Here is a 22,220-nt window from a genome sequence, read left to right on the forward strand (position 1 = left end):
CCACGGATGCCGGACTCGTCCGACCCTGGACGGCTTCGTCGCACGCCCGCTGGCGGGTCGCGCGCCCGACGGCCAGAATGCCGCCCATGTCCGATGCGTTCCCTTCCCCGCCCGGCGACGCGCCCGAGCCGCGCCGTTCGGCGCGGGACGCCGCGCTGCAGCTCTTCAACCTGCGGATGGTCGCCGCGGCCTTCTACTTCTGCCTGGCCATGGCCGGCGCCCGGTCGCTGACCTGGCTGACGCAGGACGACAGCGTCTCCGGCTGGTTCATGGAATGGCTGCGCTTCACGCGGCAGACCCTGCTGACCGCGCTCAGCGTGCTGGCCGCGCTGGCCCTGGCCGAGGCCCTGCTCGTCCGCTGGCGGAGCCGGTGGCCGGTCGGCGTACGCGCCGTCGCGATCGCCACGGGGGCCACCCTCGGCACGCTGCTGCGCTACAAGGTCGCCAACCTGGGGGATCCCGACGCGCCGCTGCATTGGGACTGGCTGCTCTCCACGTCGTTGCTGTGGCTGGTGCTGGGCGGCTTCTTCGCCGCGCTGCTGCACGGCGTGCGCGAGGAACGCAGCGCCCAGGCCCGGCTCGCCGAACTGGCGCGCCAGCACGACCGGTTGCAGGCACAGCAGATGGAGGCCCAGTTCTCCGCGCTGAACGCGCAGATCGAGCCCCATTTCCTCTTCAACACGCTGGCCAATGTGAAGCGCCTGTACGAGACCGCGCCCGAACGCGGCCGCGACATGATGGGCAGCCTGATCGCCTACCTGCGCGCGGCGCTGCCGAGCATGCGCCAGGGCACCTCGACGCTGGGGCAGGAGCTGGAACTGGCGCGCAGCTACCTCACCATCCTGCAGATGCGCATGGGAGATCGGCTGCGTTTCGACATCGAGGCCGATGCCGCCCTGTTCGCCACGCCGCTGCCGCCCCTGGTGCTGCCGACGCTGGTGGAGAACGCCATCAAGCACGGCCTGTCCCCCTGCCTGAAGGCGGCCGCATCGACATCGCCGCACGCCGCGAGCCCGGCGGACAGGGACTGGTGCTGGAAGTGCGCGACACCGGCCAGGGCTTCGCCGCCAGCGGCGGCAGCGGTGTGGGACTCGCCAACACGCGGGCGCGCCTGACCGCGATGTTCGGTCGCGAGGCCTGCCTGGAGCTCGAGGCCGCGGCGCCCCGAGGCGTGGTCGCGCGGGTCCGCGTGCCGCTGGGCGGCGGGGGCGCGGCGATGCCGCCGGCCCGGCGGCCGCGGCGAATGCGGCGACCGCCTCGTCGGCAGCGACCGTCGGGCTCGCGCCATGAGCCTGCGCGAACCGTTCGCCCATGTCTGGCACTCGTGGCGCTCGCTGCGCCGCGAGGAGCTGTCCTGGTTCCTGCTGATCGGCGTCTTCTACGGGCTGGTGGACGCGTCGTCGATCTTCTACGTGATGGAGGACGCGCGCTGGCCGTCGGCGCTCGCCAACCAGATGCTGACGCCGCTGCTGGTGGCGCTGGTCATCCTGCTCACCTGGCTGCCGGCGTCGCGCAGCGCGCCGGAGAACCGCTGGCGGATCGCGCGCGTGGGCATGGCGGTGCTGATCGGCGCGGTGCTCGCCAAGCTGCTCTACGACCAGCTGATGCCGATGCTCCACCTGCCCTCGATCGCCGAGCTCGCGCGGGAGCGCAAGTGCGACGCCCCCTGCCTGCCGGTGGGCTGGGTCAACTTCATCGGCGAATGCCTGTCCATCTGCGTGACCGCCAGCCTGTCGGTGGCCTGGTACGAGATGGCCCTGCGCCGCCGCCGCACCCGGGCGAAGGTCGAGGCCCTGCTGCGCGAGCAGAGCGCGATGCAGCGCGACGCGGTCGCCGCACGGCTGGCCGCGCTGCAGGCGCAGGTGGAGCCGCAGTTCCTGTTCGACACGCTGGTCGACATCGAGCGCGCCTATGACCGCGCCGACCAGGAGGCGCCCGAGCAGATGGAACGACTGATCCGCCACCTGCGCGTGGCCCTGCCGCGGCTGCGCGAGCGCGGCGTGACGCTGGCCTCCGAGGCGGCACTGCTGGACAGCTACCTCGCCGTGGTGGCGGGTCGCCATCGCCGGCAGCTGCCCTTGTCGACCGACTGGTCCGCGTGGCTCGCCACGCGGCCGTTGCCGCCGATGCTGCTGCTCCCGCTGGCGCAGCTGATGCTGCGCGATGCCGCGCGGCTGCCGTCGCAGGCGCGGCTGGGCGCGCAGGAATCGCCCGGCGGCGGCCTGCGGCTGCGGTTGTCGTTCGACCGGGGCGGCCTGGGCGGTGAGGAAGCGGCGCTGCACGCGCTCGGCGAACGGCTGGAGCGCCTCGAACGCGCCCCCGGCACGCCGGCGCCGCGGCTGCAATGCCGCAGCAACGCCGAAGACACCGAATTCACGCTGGAGCTGCCCGCATGACCCTGCACCCGACCGCCGTCGTCGCCGAGGACGAGGCCACGCTGCGTCACGAACTGGTGGAGCGGCTCTCCCAGCTCTGGCCGGAACTGGACATCCTCGGCGAGGCCGCCGACGGCGTGCAGGCGCTGCGCCTGCTGCACGAGGTCAAGCCCGACGTGCTCTTCCTCGACATCGAGATGCCGGGCGCCACCGGCCTGGACGTGGCGCGCCAGGTGCAGGGCCGCTCGCATGTCGTGTTCGTCACCGCCTACGACCAGTACGCCGTCGCCGCCTTCGACGAGGGCGCGGTGGACTACCTGCTCAAGCCGCTGGAACCCGCGCGGCTGTTCACCGCGATCCAGCGCATCAAGCAGCGCCTGGCGGGGCCGCCCGCCGACCTCAGCGCGGTGCTGAGCCAGCTCGGCGCGCAGGCCGGCGGCACGACGAAACGGCAGTACCTGCGCTGGATCAACGCGTCGGTCGGGCAGACCCTCAAGCTGATCACCGTCGACGAGGTGCTGTACTTCCAGTCCGACAGCAAATACACCCGCGTCGCGACGCGCCAGGGCGAGGCGCTGATCCGCAAGCCGCTCAAGGAACTGGTCGAGGAACTCGATCCGCAGCAGTTCTGGCAGATCCACCGCTCCACGCTGGTCAACGCGGCGGCGGTCGCGGGCGTCTCGCGCGACTTCCGCGGGCGCATGCAGGTCAAGCTCAAGGAGAGCGAGGACGCGCTGATCGTCGCGGAGAGCTACACCCACCTGTTCCGGCAGATGTAGCCGGCCCGGCCGCAGGCCCGAGGCCCCGGCGCCTGTCGCGCACATGACCTCGCGGGCACCGGGGCGCTCCCACAATCGTCGCCAAACGACGGGAGACCGCCATGGCCATCGACGCCGCCGCCACCGACCACACGCACACCCGCATCTGCCCGCTCTGCGAAGCCTGCTGCGGGCTCGAGATCCGCACCCGCACGTCCGCCGAGGGCACGGCGATCGTGTCCATCCGCGGCAATGATGCCGACCCGTTCAGTCACGGCTACCTCTGCCCCAAGGGCGTCGCGCTGAAAGACCTGCACGAGGACCCCGACCGCCTGCGCCAGCCGATGCGCCGCCGCGCGGACCGATCGGGCTTCGACCCGGTCGGCTGGGACGAGGCCTTCGAGGAGATCGCCCGCCGCCTGCCGCCGTTGCGCGAGCAGTTCGGTGCCGACACGGTCGCGCTGACGATCGGCAATCCGGCCTCGCACAAGATCGGCCTGTTCAGCTACTTCCTCACCTCGCGCGCGCGCTGGGCACGCGCAACCTGTTCTCCGCCTCGACGCTGGACCAGATGCCCAAGCAACTCGCCTGCGGCCTGATGTACGGCCACTGGCTCAGCGTCCCCGTGCCGGACCTGCCGCGCACCGACCTGTTCCTCTGCCTCGGCGCCAATCCGATGGTCAGCAACGGGAGCCTGTGGACCAGCCCCGACTACCGCGGCAAGGCCAAGGCGATGCGCGCGCGCGGCGGCAGGATCATCGTGATCGATCCGCGCCGCACCGAGACCGCGCAAGCCGCCGACGAGCACCTCGCGATCCGCCCGGGCGGCGATGTGTTCCTGCTGCTGGGCCTGCTGCACACGGTCTTCGAGGAAGGGCTGGTGAATCTCGGCCGGATGGCCGATCACGTCGAGGGCCTGGACGCGCTGCGCGCCGCCGTCGCCGACTTCCCGCCCGAACGCGGCGCCGCGCACTGCGGCATCGCGGCGGACGCGCAACGGCGGCTCGCGCGCGAGTTCGCGACGACGCCGAAGGCGGTCCTCTACGGCCGCTTCGGCACCTGCACGCAGCGCTTCGGTTCGTTGAACAGCTGGCTGATCGACGCGCTGAACATCGTCACCGGCCACTTCGACACCGAGGGCGGCCTGATGTTCCCGAAGGCCGCGGCCTTCGCGGCCAACACGATGGGCCGACCGGGTCAGGGCAAGGGCGTTGCGACCGGCCGCCGCCAGAGCCGCGTCGGCAAGGCGCCCGAGGTCATGGGCGAGTTCCCCATCAGCTGCCTGGCCGAGGAGATCGAGACGCCCGGCGACGGGCAGGTCCACGCGCTGATCACCGTGGCCTGCAACCCGGTGCTGTCGTCGCCGAACGGCGCGCGTCTGGCGCGCGCCCTCGACGGCCTGGACTTCATGGTCAGCCTGGACCCCTACATCAACGAGACCAGCCGCCATGCCGACCTGGTCCTGCCGCCGCCGTCGCCGCTGGAGGACTGGCACTACGACATGGTGTTCGCGCAGCTGTCCTGGCGCAATCACGCGCGCTGGTCCGGCCCGGTGATGCCCACGGACCCTGACGCGAACGCCGACCCACGCGCGGGTGGGAGCCCGTCGTCCGAAGCGCCGCGTGCCGAATGGCAGACGCTGCTGCGACTGGCCGCCATCGTCGCCGGCCAACCGGCCGACGCCGACCTGCAGGCCTTCGACGACGCGGCGCTGCGTGCCGAACTCAAGCGCCAGACCGGCGACCACGCCGAGGCGATCTTCGCGATGCTGGACGGCGGTGCCGGCCCGGCGCGCTGGCTCGACCTGGGCCTGCGCTCGGGTCCGTACGGCGACGGCTTCGGCGCGAAGCCGGACGGCCTGACGCTGAAGCAGGTGCGCGCGGCGCCGAACGGCATCGACCTCGGCGAACTGCAGCCCCGCATCCCCGAGGTGCTGCGCACGGCGTCGGGCCGCATCGAGCTGGCGCCGCCCGCGCTGCTGGCGGACCTCGTCCACGCGGACGCCGCGCTGCGCCATCCCACCGGCGACGAGCTGCTGCTGATCGGCCGCCGCGAGACCCGCAGCAACAACAGCTGGATGCACAACCTGCCGGTGCTGGCGAAGGGCCGGGACCGCTGCACGCTGCTGGTCCATCCGGACGACGCCGCACGCGCCGGTCTGGCCGACGGCCAGGCCGCGCGCCTGAGCAACGCGCGCGGCAGCCTGATCGCACCGGTCGCGCTCAGTCCGGACATGCGGCCCGGCGTCGTGAGCCTGCCGCACGGCTGGGGCCACGACCTCACCGGCAGCCGGCTCTCCGTCGCCGCCCGGCACCCCGGCGTCAACATGAACCTGCTGCTGGACGACGAGGCCCGGGATCCGGTCTCGGGCACCTCGGTCCTCAGCGGAATTCCGGTGCGCCTGAGCGCGGCGACCTCGTGAGCAACCCGTCGGGCGCGACGCCCCCGGTTTCGGCGGGAAACGTCCCGCCAGCACACCGCTAACCAGTTCGAGGTGGTGCATCACCTCCCACTGCTTGCTCAGCGCCCGCGTCGGCACCGTGCCTGCGGCGAGGGCGTCGAGGTAACGCCGCACCGCCTCGGTGGGACCGAAGCAGACGTCGGTCCGCTCCAACGCCGCTTGCAGAGCCAGCAGCGCCTGGCGGAAGCGCGCATCGGCGCCGCCCTCGTCGGGACCGAAGCGCCCGCCCAGGAAGTGTTCGATCCAGAACTCGCCGGTGGCCGGCGCGGTGCGCAGGCAGCTGAGACGGAAAGCGGCGAGTCGCGACGGCAGCTCCGGCGCCTCCGGACGTGACGGCAGCGTCGTGTAGTCCGAGAATCCCGCGAATCCGTCGCTGTGGAAGGTCAGCGCGCGATCGGTGAACAGATGGCGTTCGCTGACGCGCAACTCGGGGTTCTCCGGCAGCCGCCGGTTCTCGACCCAGACGCATCCGGCGGGGCTGACCGCCGCGCGCGTCGCCTGCGTGGGCTCGATGTCCTTGAAGAAGACCGTCCGCACCTGCGCGCCGCCCAGCAGCGTCATCACCTCGTGCAGCGGCGGCGCGTCGGACCCGACGACGATCCCCAGCGGCCTGGAACCGAACAGCTGGACGAAACGCCGGATGAGGGGCGGCGTCAAGGACGGGCCGAGCATCAGGGTCGGGTGGATCCATTGCCGCCTGGGCAGGGAGGTGAACAGCTGACGGCCCCATTCCAGCGACTGCGCCGGCGGCAGCAGTTCGAAATCCTGGCGTGCCGGATTGACCACCAGCCAGACCTGGAGCCGGTGTGACTCGCAGGCCTCGAGCGTGTGCCGGACCGAGGTCGTCGCCTGACGCACCGGCTCCAGCAACGGCTGCAGCCGGCCTTCCGGACCGAGCACCGGCGCGAGGTGCCGCAAGGCCAGCACCTCCTTCTGTTTGCCATGGAGATAGGGAAAGTACATCGCCTCGTCCTCCGCTTTGCTCATTGAGGGAGGCGCGATGATGAAGAGCGCTGACCCATCCGTCAGCAGCGACTGCCTTCATGTGTGAGCCAAGTCAAAGGACTCGACAAAATGTCCGAAAGCGCCGGATCCACATCGCACCACCGGCGGGGGACTCGACACTGATGAGCCCCGTTTTTCCGGGGCCGACCTCGCGGCCAGGAAAAGGGACCGCATCGCGGTCCCTCGGAGGTGGTGGCGCGGCCGTCGGACGGCGCCGCCGGTCGCGTTCAACGTGTGTCCAGCGCCCGTTCAGGGCGCGGTCTTCGACTTGGACTGCGGCGCCTGGCCCATCGCGGCCAGCTCGGCCTCGCTGATGATCTCCATCGCGCGCACGACCTTCTGGACGCCGCGCACGCCGCGCGCGATGTCGGTCGCGCGATTGGCTTCGCGCTCGGTCACGCGACCCATGATGTACACGTTGCCGCGCTCGACGACCACGTAGAACGCGTTCGAGATCAGGTCCTTCGCATCGACCAGGCTGGCCTTCACCTTCGCCGCGATGGCGACGTCGTTGCCGCGGCTGGACAGCGAACTCAGCATGCCCACGCCGACTTCGTTGAGCACGCTGCTGACGTTCTCGACGCCCTGGGCGATGCGCTCGACGGCGGCCTTGTCCTCGTCGTTGCGGGTCTCGCCGGTCAGCAGCACCATGCGGTTGTAGCTGTTGACGCTGATGTGCACGCGGTCGCCGAGTTGCTCGCGGATGCGGTTGGAGGTCTTGAGCTCGATGCCCTGGTCCTCGAGTTGCGTGCCGGACGTGCGGCGGTCAGTCGCCACCAGGGCGCCGCTCACCGCGGCGCCGCCGACGATCAGCGGCACGCACGCGGTCTGCAGCAGGGCGCCACCCAGCGCGGCGGCGAGGATCAGGCGGCGGTTCCAACGGGTCTGGGTCGTCATGCGGAGGTCCTTGGAGGTCGGGGAAGGGGGATCGGCATCGCCGTCGGGGTCAGGAATCGGGGGCAGGAATCGGAGGGCTGAAGTCGGAGGGCTGAAGTCGGGAGCGGGCGCAGGGGGGCGACGCTCATTCCCCCGCGCCGAGCAGTTGCAGGTCGATCGCGTCGCTGAGGCAGTGCGACAGCAGCCGGTGTGCCTCCGCCACCCGCGCGAAGCGGCTGTGCGGCACGCGCAGCTGCACGTCGGTGTCGAGCAGCGTGCCCCGCCAGTCGTCGTCCTGCGTGCCGCTGAGCACGATCACGCTCATCTCCTGGCCGTGCGCCACTTGCAGCAGCGCCGCGGCCGCGCCGCTGGCCTGCGCCTCGAACAGCAGCAGCAGGTCGCCGGGATGGCCGAAGGTCTGGATCTGGCGCATCAGCGCCGAGGCCGGATCGGCGTAGCCCTGCGCCTGCGCATCGAGCGCGAGCGCGGCCAGGCCGGGACGCTCCTGTTCGAAGCGGCCCGACAGCAGCGAGGCCATGTAGGTCGCGTCCGCGGCCGAGATGCCCAGGCCCGCGCTCAGCACGCGGCCGCCGCCCGTCAGCGCGTCCACCATCATCTGCGCCGCGACCGCCAGCGGGCGCGACAGGCCCTCGGCGATCTGGTACAGCAGGTCGGCGCTTTCGAAGAATTGTTGTTGTATGCGTTGTTCCAACATAGGTGCGGGGATGATAAAGGCGGACGGGCCCCTTCAATCGGGCGTCCAGCCGTCCCGCGACCACGGCGACGCCGCGTCGAAGGCGCCGCGCAGCCACTCGATGCGGTCGCCGTCGATGGCCACGACGTCGAAACGGCACGGCGGCACGACCCGCTGCGTGCGCAGGAAACATTGCGCCGCGAAGATCACACGCCGTTGCTTGTGCCGCGTCACGCTGGCGGCCGCGCCGCCATGCGCGTCGTGCCCGCGGGCGCGGACCTCGACGAAGACCAGCGTCCCGTCGCGCTCGCGCAGGATCAGGTCGACCTCGCCGCCGCGCGCGGACGGTCCGCGGGCCACCCGATAATTGCGCGCCACGAGCCGCAACCCCCGCCGCGTCAGATGATCGAGGGCGCGCTGCTCGGCGTGCGCGCCGCGCGCCTGCGTGTCCACCGCGGCCGCCTCGGCCTCTGCGCCCGTGCTGCCCGTGGTGCCCGTGCTTCCCTTGGAGAATTTCTTGAACATGTCGACGTCCCCGTCCGCTTCGCTGATCGCCGCCGCCTCCGCCGCGGCCGGTCATCAGCAACATCCGGGCGGCACGCTCTACGTCGTCGCGACCCCGATCGGGAACCTCGCCGACCTCAGCCTGCGCGCGATCCACGTGCTGGGGCTGGTCGACGCGGTCGCCTGCGAGGACACGCGCGTCAGCGCTCAGTTGCTGCGCTGGCTCGGATTGCACAAGCCGCTGGTGGCCCTGCATCAGCACAACGAGCAGCAGGCGGCGGAAGGGCTGGTCGCGCGGCTGCTGGCCGGCGAGCGCATCGCGTATGTGAGCGACGCGGGCACGCCGGCGATCTCGGATCCGGGCGCGGTCCTGGTCGCCGCGGCCGCGAGGGCCGGGGTGCGCGTCATGCCGCTGCCCGGCGCCAGCAGCGCCGCGGCGGCGCTCAGCGTGGCCGGCGACGCGCGCGCGCAGGGCTTCCGTTTCGTCGGTTTCCTGCCCACCAAGGCGGCCGAGCGCCGCGGTGCGCTGCAGGCACTGACCGGCGCGCCGTACAGCCAGGTGCTGTTCGAGGCGCCCCACCGCATCCAGGAGCTGATCGCGCTGCTGGCCGAGCTCGCGCCCGAGCAGACGCTCACCGTCTGCCGCGAGGTGACGAAGCAGTTCGAGACCATCCACACCGCGCCCTGCGCGACGCTGCCCGCCTGGATGGCGGAGGACAAGCAGCGCGAGCGCGGCGAATTCGTGCTGGTGCTGCATGCGGCGCCGGCGGTTTCCGGTGATGACGGCCTGCCCGACGAAGCGCTGCGCACCTTGCGCGTGCTCGTGCGCGACCTGCCGCTGAAGCAGGCCGCCGCGCTCGCCGCCGAGCTCACGGGCGAGTCGCGCAAGGCGCTGTACCAGCAGGCGCTCGAGTGGAAGCAGGAGGCCGTGGGCGACGAGGACGAGGGCGCCGAGGTCGAGCCCGACGGGACGCGCTGAATCCGACGGCGCCGGGACGGTCTGTCCCACCAACGCCGAACGCCCCGGAGGGCGTTCGTGCTTTCAGACGATCAACCGGCGGTCACCCGGTGATCAGTTGCCCGCGGTCTTGCCGTTGTGCTTCGCGCGGCGGATGTCCGCGCTGGCGACGTCCTGCTTGCGCTGCAGCTGGCGGCGTTCCTTGGCGGTGACGACGCCGTCGGACTTGGCCTTCGCTTCGGCGTTGTCGACGCGGGCCTGCTGCTTCTCCAGATGCTGCGTTTCCTTGGCGGTCAGCTGACCGGACGCGGCGCCGTTGGCGATGCGCTGCTGCTGGTTCGCTTCGCGCTGGTCGACACGCGGCGTCGCGGTCGCGGCCGGCGCGGCGGTCTGGGCGAACGCCGAAGCGGCGATCAGGCTGGACACGAGGGCGATCGACAGGGACATGCGCTTCATCGAGGTTCTCCTTGGGAGGGTTGGTGGCGGTTTTCGTTGCCGCTGAGGAGACAACGAGACGCCCGTCGGAAACGGTGACCGGGTCGCCGTAAAGATCGGTGAAGCGATTGCTACGGATCGCTACCGCCCCTTCGCCGTGGAGGACCGGCGGCTGCCGGTCACCATCACCCCGGGAGGGTCGCCACTGCCCGCGAGCGGACGCCCCGGGCGATGCCTACAATCAGCCGATGATTTCGCGCGAACCCACCCTCGCCCGCCTGGTCACCGCCCGTGCCCAGCTGCTCGAACCCTTCGGCCTGACCGATGCGTCGCTCTCGCAGGCGCTGCGCCTGATCACCGAGCACCGCGTCGATGACGCCGACCTCTACTTCCAGACCACCCGCGCGGAGGGCTGGAGCCTGGAGGAAGGCATCGTCAAGAGCGGCAGCTTCTCGATCGACCAGGGCGTGGGCGTGCGCGCCGTCGCCGGCGAGAAGACGGCGTTCGCCTACTCCGACGACATCTCCGAAGCCGCGCTGCTCGACGCCGCCCGCACCGTGCGCGCGATCGCGTCGGCCGGCCAGAGCCGCCGCGTGAAGGTGCCGACCGAGCCGGTCATCTCCGGCAGCCGCTCGCTCTACGGCGACGCCGACCCGATCGCCAGCCTGGACAGCGCGCAGAAGGTCGCCCTGCTGGAGCGCACCGAGCGCCTGGCCCGCGCCAAGGACCCGCGCATCGCGCAGGTGATGGCCGGCCTGGCCGCCGAGCACGAGGTCGTCCTGATCGCCCGCGCCGACGGCACGCTGGCCGCCGACGTGCGGCCGCTGGTGCGCCTGTCCGTCACCGTCATCGCCGAGAGCAACGGCCGCCGCGAAGTGGGTTCCGGCGGCGGCGGCGGGCGTTTCGGCCTGGCCTATTTCACCGACGAGATGATCGCCTCCTACGTCGATCAGGCGGTGAGCGCGGCGCTGACCAACCTCGAATCGCGCCCGGCCCCGGCCGGCGAGATGACCGTCGTCCTCGGCCCGGGCTGGCCCGGCGTGCTGCTGCACGAGGCCGTCGGCCACGGCCTGGAAGGCGACTTCAACCGCAAGGGCTCGTCCACCTTCTCCGGCCGCATCGGCGAACGCGTCGCCGCCAAGGGCGTGACGGTGCTGGACGACGGCACCATCCCCGACCGCCGCGGCTCGCTCAACGTCGACGACGAGGGCTGCGCCTCGCAGCGCAACGTGCTGATCGAGGACGGCATCCTCAAGGGCTACATCCAGGACGCGATGAACGCGCGCCTGATGAAGGTCGCCCCCACCGGCAACGGCCGCCGCGAAAGCTACGCCCACATGCCGATGCCGCGCATGACCAACACCTACATGCTGGGCGGCGACAAGGATCCGAAGGAGATCATCGCCAGCATCGACAAGGGCCTGTACGCGACCAACTTCGGCGGCGGCCAGGTCGACATCACGTCGGGCAAGTTCGTGTTCTCCGCCAGCGAGGCCTTCTGGGTCGAGAACGGCAAGATCCAGTACCCGGTCAAGGGCGCGACCATCATCGGCAACGGCCCGGACGCGCTGACCCGCGTGAGCATGATCGGCAACGACATGCAGCTCGACACCGGCGTCGGCGTCTGCGGCAAGGAAGGCCAGAGCGTGCCGGTGGGCGTCGGCCAACCGACGCTGCGCATCGACGGGCTGACCGTCGGCGGCACGGCCTGACCCTGCGCGATCACCACGCGCCCTCGGGCGCGCCGCCCTGCTTCACCGACCCGGTGCCCACCTTGTGTGGCCACCGGGTTCGTACTTCTGCTGGCGTTTTGGCGAAGGATGACTTGTCCGATCTCGTCAAACGAATCGGGCGACTGTCACTCCGCGGCGCTTGACGTGCCGCAGTGAGCACAGGCACTATTGGCCCATGCGTTCCGCACCCAAGTTTTACTTTGCTTATTTTTGGTTCTCGCACCGCCCCGGCGGAGGAGAGGCGAACGCATAAGCAGAGCGCCAAAGAATCCTCGAAAACCGCCGGGCCCAAAGCCCGGCGGTTTTTTCGGCCGGGCCCCGAGCACCCAGCGTCAAGCAGCCCACCACTGAAAGCGTCACCCATGAATGCCAAGTCGACCAGTCCTTATCCCAGCGCCACGCAGGCGGAGCGCTGGTATTCGCCGCAGGACAAGACCTCCCAGACCGACGACGAACGCATCCTGGACATCACGCCCTTGCCGCCTCCTGAACACCTCATCCGCTTCTTCCCGATCCGTGGCACGGCCATGGAGCAGCTCGTCGTCGGCACGCGCCAGCGCATCCGCGACATCATGCAGCGCAAGGACGACCGCCTGCTGGTGATCATCGGGCCCTGCTCGATCCACGACCCGGCCGCGGCGCTCGAGTACGCCAAGCGCCTGGTGACGCTGCGCGAGCAGCACGCCGACACGCTGGAGATCGTGATGCGCGTCTACTTCGAGAAGCCGCGCACGACGGTGGGCTGGAAGGGCCTGATCAACGATCCGTACCTGGACGAGAGCTACCGCATCGACGAGGGCCTGCGCATCGCGCGCCAGCTGCTGCTGGAGATCAACCGGCTGGGCATGCCGGCGGGTTCGGAGTTCCTGGACGTGATCTCGCCGCAGTACATCGGCGACCTGATCAGCTGGGGTGCGATCGGCGCGCGCACCACCGAAAGCCAGGTGCACCGCGAACTGGCCTCGGGCCTGTCGGCGCCGATCGGCTTCAAGAACGGCACCGACGGCAACATCAAGATCGCGACCGACGCGATCCAGGCGGCCGCGCGGCCCCACCACTTCCTGTCCGTGCACAAGAACGGCCAGGTCGCGATCGTCGAGACCAAGGGCAACCGCGACTGCCACGTGATCCTGCGCGGCGGCAAGGCGCCGAACTACGACGCCGCCAGCGTCGCGGCAGCCTGCGCGGACCTGGCGACCTCCAAGCTCGACACGCGGCTGATGGTCGACTGCTCGCATGCGAACAGCAGCAAGAACCACGAACGCCAGCTGGACGTCGCGCGCGACATCGCCGTGCAGATCCGCGCCGGCGGCACCAGCATCTTCGGCGTGATGGTCGAAAGCCACCTGAAGGGCGGCGCGCAGAAGTTCAGCCCCGGCAAGGACGATCCGTCCAAGCTGGAATACGGCAAGAGCATCACCGACGCCTGCCTGGCCTGGGACGACTCGATCGAGGTGCTGGACGTGCTCAGCGAGGCGGTCCGCGCCGCGCGCACCGAGACCGTCGCGCGCTGATCACCCCGCGCGGGTCACCACGACCAGCGCTGGTTGTCCCCGCCGTTGCAGCGATACATGATGACGGCCGTGCCCGGGCGGGCGCGGCCGTTCTCGATGTCGAGGCACTTGCCGGAGTCCAGGCTGCGGATCTCGCCGCCGCGCGTGCGCCAGCGCTGGTTGGCGCCGCCGTTGCACTCGTAGGCCATGACGCGCGCGCCGTCCGAGTTGTTGCCGTTGGCGACGTCGAGGCACAGGCCCGAGACGCGCAGCTCGCCGTTGCGGTTCCACTCGAAGCGCTGGTTCCCGCCGCTGTTGCAGTCATAGACGATGAGGTTGCGACCGGGACGCGCGCCGCCCTCGATATCGAGACACAGGCCGCCCTTGCCGCGGATCTGGCGGCTGTTCCAGCCGGGGTCGCCCTGCCAGTCACCGTCGTTGTCGCGATCCTTGTCCTTGTTGCTGGCGATCAGCGCGATGCCGGCGATCACAGCCGCGGCGGCGATCGCCGCGCCGACGTTGCTCGAATTGTCCGAGTTGCCGGAGCTTGCGCTGTCGCCGGCGCCGCCCGTTCCGGCGGCCGCGGTGGTGATCCTGAAGCGGCCGCCGCAACCGCCGTCGACCCACATCTCCTTGCTGGTCAGGTCGAAGCCCCAGGTGCGTCCGAAGCGGCAGCCGCCGGCGGTCTGCTGCACGAGGTCCACATCGGTCGCGCCGTCCGGCAGCCGGTAGCTCTGATAACCGCCGCGCGAATTCAGCTCGATGGTCTGCTCCGCGGCCCGTGCCGGGGCACCGCCGAGCATGAGCCCCGCGGCGACCGGTGCCGCGATGACGCGGCGCATCCAGCGCGCGCGCCGATCCTGTGCCCCTTGCCGATCTTGTTGACCTGGTCGATCCATCGCGTCCTCCCGCCAGTCGCCCGATCCGCGCGCCAGTCGCACGAGTCTTCAGGCGATGCTAAGACGGGTCAGGCGGTGACGTCCAGCACGCGCGGCGTGCCGCCGGTGCGATCGACATGGCTGACGAGCATCGGGCCGAGTTCGACCTGCACGCGCAGGTCCGGGAAATTGGCGGCGGTGTAGGTGCCGTGCGAGTACGCCGGTGTCTCGACGCGGCTGACCGGGGGCACGGTCTGGCCGAGCGGATGACGTCCGTAGGTGACGTCGGCGCTGTTCTGCGCGTACATCTCCTTGAGCGGCCCTTCCGTTCCGATGAACGGGGACAGTCGCAGCACCACGGACGGCGGCGGGCCGTCCAGCATCTCCTGCTGGACCTTCGCGCGGTACTGCTGCAGCGGACTGACGTCGAACGGCGACGTCCTCAGCGACGTCGCCTGCACTTCCGAAAACTTCAAATCGCCTCGACGGCCACCGCACCTTCCAGCCGGTCGCCGCCCTCCCTCATGCTCGTCTGTTCGTAACAAGGCGACCGTCTGGTGGCGGCGCTTCAATCAGCGCTCAAGTCCGCGGTCGTCCAGGCCGAAATTGTCCGGGTCGCGGAGGACGGGGCCGGGCTTCCACGCCCTCGCACCGACCGTCAATCGCCCCGCGGGCCCGACTTCGTCGCGTCGGCGCCGCACGCCTGTTCGAACAACGATTGCAAGCGGCAACACCTGACCCGCCCTTGAAAAGCGATCGGCAGGCGCGCATCTTCAAAGTCCTGCAGCGAAGCGCCGATGCGCTCCCCGCCATGACCCTGCTGTTGCTCGCGCTGATCGCGGCGCTGATCTGCTTCTGGCTGATGAGCCACTCCTGGCGGCAGGCGCGTCGCCGCGCCCGGTTGCGCGCCAAGGCCTTCCCCGCCGCGTGGCGCACGATCCTGCGCCGCAACGTGCCGCAGGTCGCGCGGCTGCCGGCGGACCTGCAACTGAAGCTCAAGCGCCAGATGCAGGTCTTCCTCGCGGAGAAATCCTTCATCGGCTGTGCCGGCCAGGTCATCACCGACGAGGTCCGCGTGACCATCGCCGCGCTGGCGACGCTGCCGCTGCTGGGCCGCGCACGCGGCTACTACCCGAAGCTGCACACGGTGCTCGTGTACCCCGGCGCGTTCATCGTCGATCGCGTGCGGCACCAAGGCCCGTTGCAGATGCAGGACCGCCAGGTGCTGAGCGGCGAGTCCTGGGGCGAAGGCCAGGTCGTGCTCTCCTGGGACGACGTGCTGCGCGACGCCGCGCAGCCCGAGCGCGGCCACAACGTCGCGGTGCATGAATTCGCGCACCAGCTCGATCAGGTCAAGGGCATGGCCAACGGCGCCCCCTGGCTGGGCAGCCGGGCGAGGCAGGCGCGCTGGGCGGTGGTGATGCAGAACAGCTTCGACCTGCTGCGCGCCAGACTGGCCGCCGGCGAACCCGATCCGCTGGGCGACTACGCGGCCACCGAGCCGGCGGAGTTCTTCGCCGTCTCAAGCGAGCGTTTCTTCGGGCAGCCGTGGGCGCTGGCGCAGGCGCATCCCGCCTTGTATGCGGAACTGCGCCGCTACTACGAGGTGGATCCGATGCTCTGGTCCTGAACCGGGAGGGGGACGGGGCGTTCGTCGAACGCCTGCTGAAGGTCTGGCAGCGGGCTCAGAAGCCCATTTCGGCCAGCATCGCGTCGACGTCGTCCTGCTGCAGCGCCTTGTCCGGCGTCTGCACGCCGGCGAGCTGCTCTTCCTCGGCGGTGGCCGACGCGGCCTGTCCCTGCGCGGCGAGCAGCTGCTGCAGCGGCGCCTCCGCGGGGCGAAGCATGCCCAGCACCTTGTTGATCACCTGGCCGGACAGGTCCTGGAAGTCCTGCGCCATCATGATCTCGGTCTGCAGGCCCTTCACGCGGTCCGCGAAGCCGGCGGCGCCGGCGGCATAGGCGGCGCACAGACGCATCATCGCGCGGGCGCGCTCCACGCTCAGGTCCGGCGCGGCGGCCAGACGCTGCAACGATTCCGACAACTCGAGGCCCTGACGCGCCACGGCCTGCGCATCGTCCTGCGCCGATTCGACGATGCCCAGCACCTTGTTGGCGGCCTGGTCGGTCATGCGCTTGACGTAGTCCAGACGCTCGCAGGCATCCGGCAATTCGTGCGACAGCTTCTGCAGCGCCTGATGCGCAGCGGCCGTGAGAGGGGTATCGGCGTGAGACATGGTGGATCGAGCTCGCGAAGGTGGACGCAGGGTCGGCGTGTGGATTCGCGCGGTGTGCGCACTGCGCCACTTCGGGCGCTTGGAGCGCCCGGAAAGCGCTCTCTTGAGGTGCAGAAATCTTAGTTCTGCAACTGCTGTAACCAACGGAAAGGGGTGGGGTCACCCGTGCATTTTTGGTGGGGAGCCCCGCATTTAAGTAGTTGACGGGGCCGGTCGCCTGTAGCCTTCGTCTCGTCCGTCCTCGGTCCGCCCTGCTGGTGTCTTTTTGGCAAAGCGATCCGTCTCATGAACATGGCCACCACCCGTCCTTCGCCCGGCTTGTCTCGCGCCAACACGCGATCCGGTTCGACGTCCACGTCGCGCTCACCGTCGAGCGCCTCGCGGGACGACGGCCGCAGCTTCGCCGCCGCGCCTCGTGCGCAGGCGGCGGCGCCGACGCCACCGTCCGCCCTGCGCGACGTCAGCGACATCGTCGTCGGCGTGGCCTTGATGCTGGGCGTGCTGTTCGCGTTGCTGATGCTGACGCTGTACACGCGGGATTCGATGGTCATCGGCAAGGCGCTTCAGGACCAGGGCTCGGCGCGCGGCACGCTGATCTGCAAGGACGGGAAGGTCGCCCGCGGCGACGGCTCGCTGCCGGACCGCATCGTCGAGGACGGCGTCTTCGTGTGCACCGACTGGCGCACGCTGCAGGCGATCGAGCAGGAAGAGGCCGACCGCGGGATGCGCAAGTACTGACCTCGAGGGCTCGAGGGGCAGCGCGCTTCAGGACCAGAGGTCCAGCGGCGGTTCGTGCGTCATGCCGCGCAGCAGGTCGCTGCGCGAGAGAAAGCCGATCAACCGGCCGTTGTCGTCGCCGACCGGCAGACCGGGCAGGCCCAGGTCGAGCATCAGCTGGGCCGCTTCCCGCAGCGGCGTATCGGACTGGGCGACCGGCACCGGCGTCCACATCACGTCATCCACCGGCGCGGCCAGCCGCCGCGCAATGACCATGATCTCGGCCATCTCCTCGAGATCCTCCGCCAGACCGCGTGTGAGATCGCCCCGCGACACCAGCCCGCGCACCTCGCCCTGTTCCCCGAGCACCGGCGCCTGCGCGACGCCGACGCGAGACATCGTCCGCATCGCCTGCCGCAGCGACGAACCCGACATCACGCTGATCAGCTTGCGGCTCATCAGTTGATGCACCTGCGTGAGCGGCACGCGCGTGGTGTCGCCGGCATAGGCCGCGAGGGCCTCGTGCGCCATGTAGGCCGACGGGCCGAATCCCGGCCCGCCGCCGACACCGCCGCCGGCGCCCTGCCCCACGCCCGCGAGCACGACGGTCGACGGCGTCAGGTCCCCCTGACGCGCAATCGGCGCCACCGCGCGCGTGCGCGCCACCGCCTGCACCGGGGCGAGGTCGCGGACCTGCTCCAGGCCGCCGGTGAGGATCTTTCCGGAGGTGCCGTAAACGGAGAACATGGCGTCAGGATCTCACGTCGAAAACACGATGCCCATTGAGGAGAACGCGCAGGAACACCATCACGGCACCGGATAGGCGGTCTCGTACTTCACCTCGCGCAGCACCACGTTGCTGCGCACACTGGCCACGCCCGGGACGCGGAACACCTTGCTCTGCAGGAACTGGTCGTAGGCCTTCATGTCCGGCGCGACGATCTTGATGACGTAATCCGCCTCGCCGGTGATGGCCTGGCATTCGACGATCTCCGGACTGCCGGCCACCATCGCCTCGAAGGCATCGACCGCGCCCTCCGTGTGACGCACCAGGCTGACGTTCGCCAGGACGCAGATCGACAGGCCGAGTTGCTCCCGATCCACCAGCGCCACATGGCGCCGGATCACGCCACGCTCCTCCAGTTCCTTGACGCGGCGCCAGACCGGCGTGGCCGAGAGCCCCACCTTGTCCGCCAACTGCTGCGTGCTCTGGCGCGCGTCGGCCTGCAACGCCTCCAGGATCAAGCGGGTCGCCCGATCGAAACGTTCATTCTCCATTTCCGCGCCTTCTGAGTATGAATTGATCGATCCATGCCGCCGCACTAGTAAACGGAGCAAGAAAGTTCGCATTGTCTCGGAAAGAATCCCCTCATACATTCTTCTAGACATCCGAGCCGACCGGCGCTCCCCGGCCGGCTCGCCCCATTGGGGAGACAAGCCATGACCGAAGCCAGTCTTGCCGTCGCGCCGGCCCTGCGCCCCTACCAGCTGTCCGACAACCTGGCGGCCAGCGCCGGGCCGGTGTTCCTGACCGGCACCCAGGCGCTGGTGCGCCTGCTCCTGATGCAGAAGGCGCAGGACGAGCGCCAGGGCCTGAAGACCGCCGGCTTCGTCAGCGGCTACCGCGGCAGCCCGCTGGGCATGGTCGACCAGCAGCTGTGGAAGGCGAAGAAGTTCCTCGACAAGGCGGAAGTCAACTTCCTGCCCGCGATCAACGAGGACCTCGCCGCCACCGCCTGCCTGGGCGTGCAGCGCGTGGCGCTGGACCCGAAGCGCACCGTCGATGGCGTGTTCGCCATGTGGTACGGCAAGGGCCCGGGCGTGGACCGCTCCGGCGACGCGCTCAAGCACGGCAACGTGTACGGCACGGCGAAGCAGGGCGGCGTGCTCGTCGTCTGCGGCGACGACCACGGCTGCGTGTCCTCGTCGACGCCGCACCAGAGCGACCTCGCGCTGCAGGCCTGGTCCATGCCGCTGGTGCATCCGGGCAACGTCGCCGAGTACCTCGAGTTCGGCCTCTACGGCTGGGCGCTGTCGCGCTTCTCGGGCGCCTGGGTCGGCTTCAAGGCGATCTCGGAAGTCGTCGAGTCGGGCATGACGGTCGACCTCGACGCCGTGCCGATGGACTTCGAGCTGCCCGTCGACCACACGCCGCCAACCAACCTCCACATCCGTTCCGTCGACCTGCCGTCGCTCGAACTGGAGTCGCGCCTCGCGCACAAGATCGACGCGGTGCTGGCCTTCGCCCAGGTCAACTCGATCGACAAGCACATCGTCGTCAGCCCGCGCGCGTCGCTGGGCATCGTGACCGTCGGCAAGGCGCATTACGACTTCATGGAAGTGCTGCGCCGTCTGGACCTGGACCCCAACGCGCTGGCCGCCGCCGGCGTGCGCGTCTACAAGGTCGGCCTGGTGTACCCGCTGGAGCCGACGCGCATCCGCGAGTTCGCGCAGGGCCTGACCGACATGCTGGTCATCGAGGAGAAGGCGCCCGTCGTCGAGCGCCAGATCAAGGAACTGCTGTACCACCTGCCCGACGCGCAGCGTCCGCGCGTGGTCGGCAAGTCCGATGAACACGGGGCGGCCGTGCTGAGCGCGCTCGGCGAGCTGCGGCCGTCGCGCATCATGCCGACCGTCGCCGACTGGCTGGCACGCCTCAACCCGGCGCTGGACCGGCGACATCTGGTCGTCGATTTCCTGACGCCCTGCCTGCTGTCCAACAGCGCCGACGCGGTGCGTCGCCAGCCCTACTTCTGCTCGGGCTGCCCGCACAACACCTCGACCAAGCTCCCCGAAGGCTCGCGCGCGCTGGCCGGCATCGGCTGCCACTTCATGGCGAGCTGGATGGAACGCGGCACCTCGGGCCTGATCCAGATGGGCGCCGAAGGCGTCGACTGGGCGGCGCATTCGCGCTTCACGACCGAGAAGCATGTCTTCCAGAACCTGGGCGACGGCACCTACTACCACTCGGGCTACCTGGCGATCCGGCAGGCCATCGCGGCCAAGGCCAACATCACCTACAAGATCCTCTACAACGACGCGGTCGCGATGACCGGCGGGCAGCCGGTCGACGGCCAGACCTCGGTGCCGCAGATCGCGCGCCAGGTCGAGGCCGAAGGCGTGAAGCGCCTGGTGGTGGTCTCCGACGACATCGAGAAGTACGAAGGCCACCACGGCCTCTTCCCGACGGGCACGACCTTCCACGACCGAGCGGAACTCGACGCCGTGCAGCGCGAGCTGCGCGAGATCGCCGGCGTCACCGTGCTGATCTACGACCAGACCTGCGCCGCGGAGAAGCGCCGCCGCCGCAAGAAGGGCGAGTTCCCCGACCCCGACAAGCGCATCTTCATCAACGAGTCCGTCTGCGAGGGCTGCGGCGATTGCGGTCAGGCGAGCAACTGCCTGTCGGTCGTGCCGGTGGAGACCGACTTCGGCCGCAAGCGCGTGATCGAGCAGAGCAGCTGCAACAAGGACTTCAGCTGCGTGAACGGCTTCTGCCCGAGCTTCGTCTCGGTGCACGGCGCCAAGCTGAAGAAGCGCGCCGGCGCGGCCTTCGGTCCGGCGGACCTGGCGCGCGAGATCGCCGCGATCCTGCCGCCCGCGCCCTGGGCGTGGACGGGGCCCTTCGACATGCTGGTCACCGGCGTCGGCGGCACCGGTGTCGTGACGGTGGGCGCACTGGTCACGATGGCCGCGCACCTGGAAGGCAAGCAGAGCTCGGTGCTGGACTTCATGGGCTTCGCGCAGAAGGGCGGCGCGGTGCTGTCCTTCGTGCGCGTGGCGCCGACGCAGGACCTGCTCAACCAGGTCCGCATCGACACGCAGCAGGCCGACGTGCTGCTGGCCTGCGACATGGTCGTGGGCGCGAGCGCGGACGCGCTGGCCACGATCAAGGCCGGCCGCACGGTGATCCTGGCCAACACGCATGAGCTGCCGACGGCGGCCTTCGTCCGCAACCCGGACGCGAGCCTGCAGGCCGACGCGCTGATCGCCAAGATGCGCCACGCCGTCGGCGAGGGCAAGGACCTGCTCGCCAGCATCGACGCGCAGGACATCGCCAAGCGCCTGATGGGCGACACGATGCCCAGCAACATCATCATGCTGGGCGCGTGCTGGCAGCGCGGCCTGGTGCCGGTGTCCTTCGAGGCGCTGATGCGCGCGATCGAACTGAACGGCGTCGCCATCGAGAACAACAAGACCGCGTTCGCGCTGGGCCGCCTCGCGATCGCCGCGCCGGAAGCGCTGCGCCGTCTGGCCGGCGAGCAGCCCGGTTCCGCGGTGCAGTGGTTCAACTTCGACCAGCTCGACGACAAGGACGGCCAGCCCGGCCTGATCGCGCGCCGCAAGGCCTTCCTGACCGACTACCAGGACGCCGCCTACGCCTCGCGCTACGAGGCGCTGGTGCAGCGCGTGCGCGCCGCCGAATCTGCGCTCGGCGATGCCGGCAAGGGCCTGCGCCTGACGAAGGCCGTCGCGCGCTACTACGCCAAGCTGCTCGCGATCAAGGACGAGTACGAGGTCGCGCGCCTGTACACCGACGGCAAGTTCGAGGCGGCGCTGAAGGCGCAGTTCGAGGACTGGGACCACCTGAGCTTCCACATGGCCCCGCCGCTGCTGTCCAAGCCGGGCGCCGACGGCCGCGCGAAGAAGGTCGAGCTCGGCTCGTGGACCTTCAAGGCGCTGAAGACGCTGGCGAAGTTCAAGGGCCTGCGCGGTGGCGTGCTCGACATCTTCGGCAAGACCGAGGAGCGCCGCATCGAACGCCAGCTGGTTCGCGACTACGAGGCGCTGGTCGACGAGCTGCTGGCGCACCTGAGCGCGGACAAGCTCGACGTCGCCATCAAGCTCGCGCGCCTGCCCGAAGGCATCCGCGGCTACGGCCACGTCAAGCTGGCGAACGTCGTCACCGTGCGCGCGCAGTGGAAGGATCTGCTCGATCGTTTCCACGGCCGCGCGGTCGAGGCGCCCATCGCCGTCGTCCCGCTGACGAAGGCGCCCGAGCGGGTGAAGGGCGTTGCCGAGCTCTGAGGGCTGAGGTTCCGGCGCGGGGCGGCACGGGACGCTACAACTGTGAAGTAGCGCAAAGGCCACTGGAC

20 protein-coding genes and 1 pseudogene are annotated in these 22,220 nt (G+C 70.2%); 11 read left to right on the forward strand and 10 right to left on the reverse strand.

Translation table 11 applies throughout. The features are described 5' to 3' along the window. Positions 1–86: 86 nt before the first annotated feature. From ACQ86G_RS02810 to ACQ86G_RS02830, 5 genes are all read left to right on the forward strand, one after another. Complete coding sequence (locus ACQ86G_RS02810) at positions 87–1,115, forward strand: sensor histidine kinase (RefSeq protein ID WP_431259218.1); 1,029 nt, start codon at positions 87–89, stop codon at positions 1,113–1,115. Positions 1,116–1,286: 171 nt separating this feature from the next. After that, a complete protein-coding gene (locus ACQ86G_RS02815) occupies positions 1,287–2,396 on the forward strand; it encodes a histidine kinase (protein WP_431259219.1) in 1,110 nt (369 codons plus the stop codon). Then, positions 2,393–3,154: a LytR/AlgR family response regulator transcription factor gene (locus ACQ86G_RS02820; protein WP_431259220.1), complete on the forward strand. Its 762-nt coding sequence runs from the start codon at positions 2,393–2,395 to the stop codon at positions 3,152–3,154. The genes ACQ86G_RS02815 and ACQ86G_RS02820 overlap by 4 nt, the downstream gene beginning before the upstream one ends. A 101-nt stretch (positions 3,155–3,255) precedes the next feature. Beyond that, positions 3,256–3,732, forward strand: a complete 477-nt coding sequence (locus ACQ86G_RS02825; protein WP_431259221.1) for a hypothetical protein — start codon at positions 3,256–3,258, stop codon at positions 3,730–3,732. Continuing rightward, the gene (locus tag ACQ86G_RS02830) at positions 3,705–5,555 is read left to right on the forward strand and encodes a molybdopterin dinucleotide binding domain-containing protein (protein WP_431259222.1); all 1,851 of its coding nucleotides are present in this window, start codon (positions 3,705–3,707) and stop codon (positions 5,553–5,555) included. The genes ACQ86G_RS02825 and ACQ86G_RS02830 overlap by 28 nt, the downstream gene beginning before the upstream one ends. 111 nt (positions 5,556–5,666) lie before the next feature. Here ACQ86G_RS02830 and ACQ86G_RS02835 read toward each other — a convergent pair. The 4 genes and pseudogenes from ACQ86G_RS02835 to ACQ86G_RS02850 all read right to left on the reverse strand — a co-directional run. After that, positions 5,667–6,581, reverse strand: a pseudogene (locus ACQ86G_RS02835) (sce7725 family protein); the annotation flags it as partial. 267 nt (positions 6,582–6,848) lie between these two features. Next, positions 6,849–7,496, reverse strand: coding sequence for a BON domain-containing protein (locus tag ACQ86G_RS02840; protein WP_431259223.1), 648 nt, complete (start codon positions 7,494–7,496; stop codon positions 6,849–6,851). 124 nt (positions 7,497–7,620) lie between these two features. Further along, the gene (locus ACQ86G_RS02845; protein ID WP_431259224.1) at positions 7,621–8,190 is read right to left on the reverse strand and encodes an SIS domain-containing protein; all 570 of its coding nucleotides are present in this window, start codon (positions 8,188–8,190) and stop codon (positions 7,621–7,623) included. A gap of 33 nt (positions 8,191–8,223) precedes the next feature. Continuing rightward, positions 8,224–8,694 (reverse strand): YraN family protein, encoded by a 471-nt coding sequence (locus tag ACQ86G_RS02850; protein ID WP_431259225.1) that lies wholly within the window; start codon positions 8,692–8,694, stop codon positions 8,224–8,226. Between ACQ86G_RS02850 and rsmI the strand changes: the two genes are divergently transcribed. Further along, complete coding sequence (rsmI, locus tag ACQ86G_RS02855) at positions 8,693–9,652, forward strand: 16S rRNA (cytidine(1402)-2'-O)-methyltransferase (RefSeq protein ID WP_431259226.1); 960 nt, start codon at positions 8,693–8,695, stop codon at positions 9,650–9,652. The two genes, ACQ86G_RS02850 and rsmI, sit on opposite strands and share 2 nt — an antisense overlap. Before the next feature lie 93 nt (positions 9,653–9,745). Here the strand turns inward: rsmI and ACQ86G_RS02860 are convergent, their stop codons facing one another. Further along, positions 9,746–10,087 carry a hypothetical protein gene (locus tag ACQ86G_RS02860; RefSeq protein ID WP_431259227.1) on the reverse strand — a complete coding sequence of 114 codons (342 nt, stop codon included), beginning with the start codon at positions 10,085–10,087 and terminating at the stop codon, positions 9,746–9,748. Positions 10,088–10,314: 227 nt separating this feature from the next. Between ACQ86G_RS02860 and tldD the strand changes: the two genes are divergently transcribed. Together tldD and ACQ86G_RS02870 are read left to right on the forward strand one after the other, a co-directional pair. Continuing rightward, positions 10,315–11,778 (forward strand): metalloprotease TldD, encoded by a 1,464-nt coding sequence (tldD, locus tag ACQ86G_RS02865; protein ID WP_431259228.1) that lies wholly within the window; start codon positions 10,315–10,317, stop codon positions 11,776–11,778. 383 nt (positions 11,779–12,161) lie between these two features. Continuing rightward, positions 12,162–13,313, forward strand: coding sequence for a 3-deoxy-7-phosphoheptulonate synthase (locus ACQ86G_RS02870; RefSeq protein ID WP_431259229.1), 1,152 nt, complete (start codon positions 12,162–12,164; stop codon positions 13,311–13,313). A 14-nt stretch (positions 13,314–13,327) separates the two neighbouring features. On the opposite strand, the gene ACQ86G_RS02875 is transcribed toward ACQ86G_RS02870, so the two are convergent. Next, entirely contained in the window at positions 13,328–14,134 is an 807-nt protein-coding gene (locus ACQ86G_RS02875; protein ID WP_431259230.1) for a lectin, read from the reverse strand. A 125-nt stretch (positions 14,135–14,259) separates the two neighbouring features. Continuing rightward, positions 14,260–14,646 carry a hypothetical protein gene (locus tag ACQ86G_RS02880; protein ID WP_431259231.1) on the reverse strand — a complete coding sequence of 129 codons (387 nt, stop codon included), beginning with the start codon at positions 14,644–14,646 and terminating at the stop codon, positions 14,260–14,262. Between the two features lie 335 nt (positions 14,647–14,981). Between ACQ86G_RS02880 and ACQ86G_RS02885 the strand changes: the two genes are divergently transcribed. Beyond that, positions 14,982–15,800 carry a zinc-dependent peptidase gene (locus ACQ86G_RS02885; protein WP_431259232.1) on the forward strand — a complete coding sequence of 273 codons (819 nt, stop codon included), beginning with the start codon at positions 14,982–14,984 and terminating at the stop codon, positions 15,798–15,800. A gap of 55 nt (positions 15,801–15,855) precedes the next feature. Here ACQ86G_RS02885 and ACQ86G_RS02890 read toward each other — a convergent pair whose 3' ends face one another. Further along, positions 15,856–16,407 (reverse strand): protein phosphatase CheZ, encoded by a 552-nt coding sequence (locus tag ACQ86G_RS02890; protein ID WP_431259233.1) that lies wholly within the window; start codon positions 16,405–16,407, stop codon positions 15,856–15,858. Between the two features lie 285 nt (positions 16,408–16,692). Between ACQ86G_RS02890 and ACQ86G_RS02895 the strand changes: the two genes are divergently transcribed. After that, positions 16,693–17,145, forward strand: a complete 453-nt coding sequence (locus ACQ86G_RS02895; protein WP_431259234.1) for a hypothetical protein — start codon at positions 16,693–16,695, stop codon at positions 17,143–17,145. 27 nt (positions 17,146–17,172) lie between these two features. Here the strand turns inward: ACQ86G_RS02895 and ACQ86G_RS02900 are convergent, their stop codons facing one another. Both ACQ86G_RS02900 and ACQ86G_RS02905 read right to left on the reverse strand, forming a co-directional pair. After that, positions 17,173–17,871, reverse strand: a complete 699-nt coding sequence (locus ACQ86G_RS02900; protein ID WP_431050192.1) for a CBS domain-containing protein — start codon at positions 17,869–17,871, stop codon at positions 17,173–17,175. Positions 17,872–17,931: 60 nt separating this feature from the next. After that, positions 17,932–18,402 (reverse strand): Lrp/AsnC family transcriptional regulator, encoded by a 471-nt coding sequence (locus ACQ86G_RS02905; RefSeq protein ID WP_088404959.1) that lies wholly within the window; start codon positions 18,400–18,402, stop codon positions 17,932–17,934. A 162-nt stretch (positions 18,403–18,564) separates the two neighbouring features. Between ACQ86G_RS02905 and ACQ86G_RS02910 the strand changes: the two genes are divergently transcribed. Beyond that, on the forward strand, positions 18,565–22,152 hold the full coding sequence (locus ACQ86G_RS02910; protein ID WP_431259235.1) for an indolepyruvate ferredoxin oxidoreductase family protein: 3,588 nt from the start codon (positions 18,565–18,567) through the stop codon (positions 22,150–22,152). Positions 22,153–22,220: the final 68 nt, after the last annotated feature.

This window comes from Roseateles chitinivorans, assembly GCF_050632145.1.
In the GTDB taxonomy this organism is placed as follows: Bacteria; Pseudomonadota; Gammaproteobacteria; order Burkholderiales; family Burkholderiaceae_C; genus Roseateles; species Roseateles chitinivorans_B.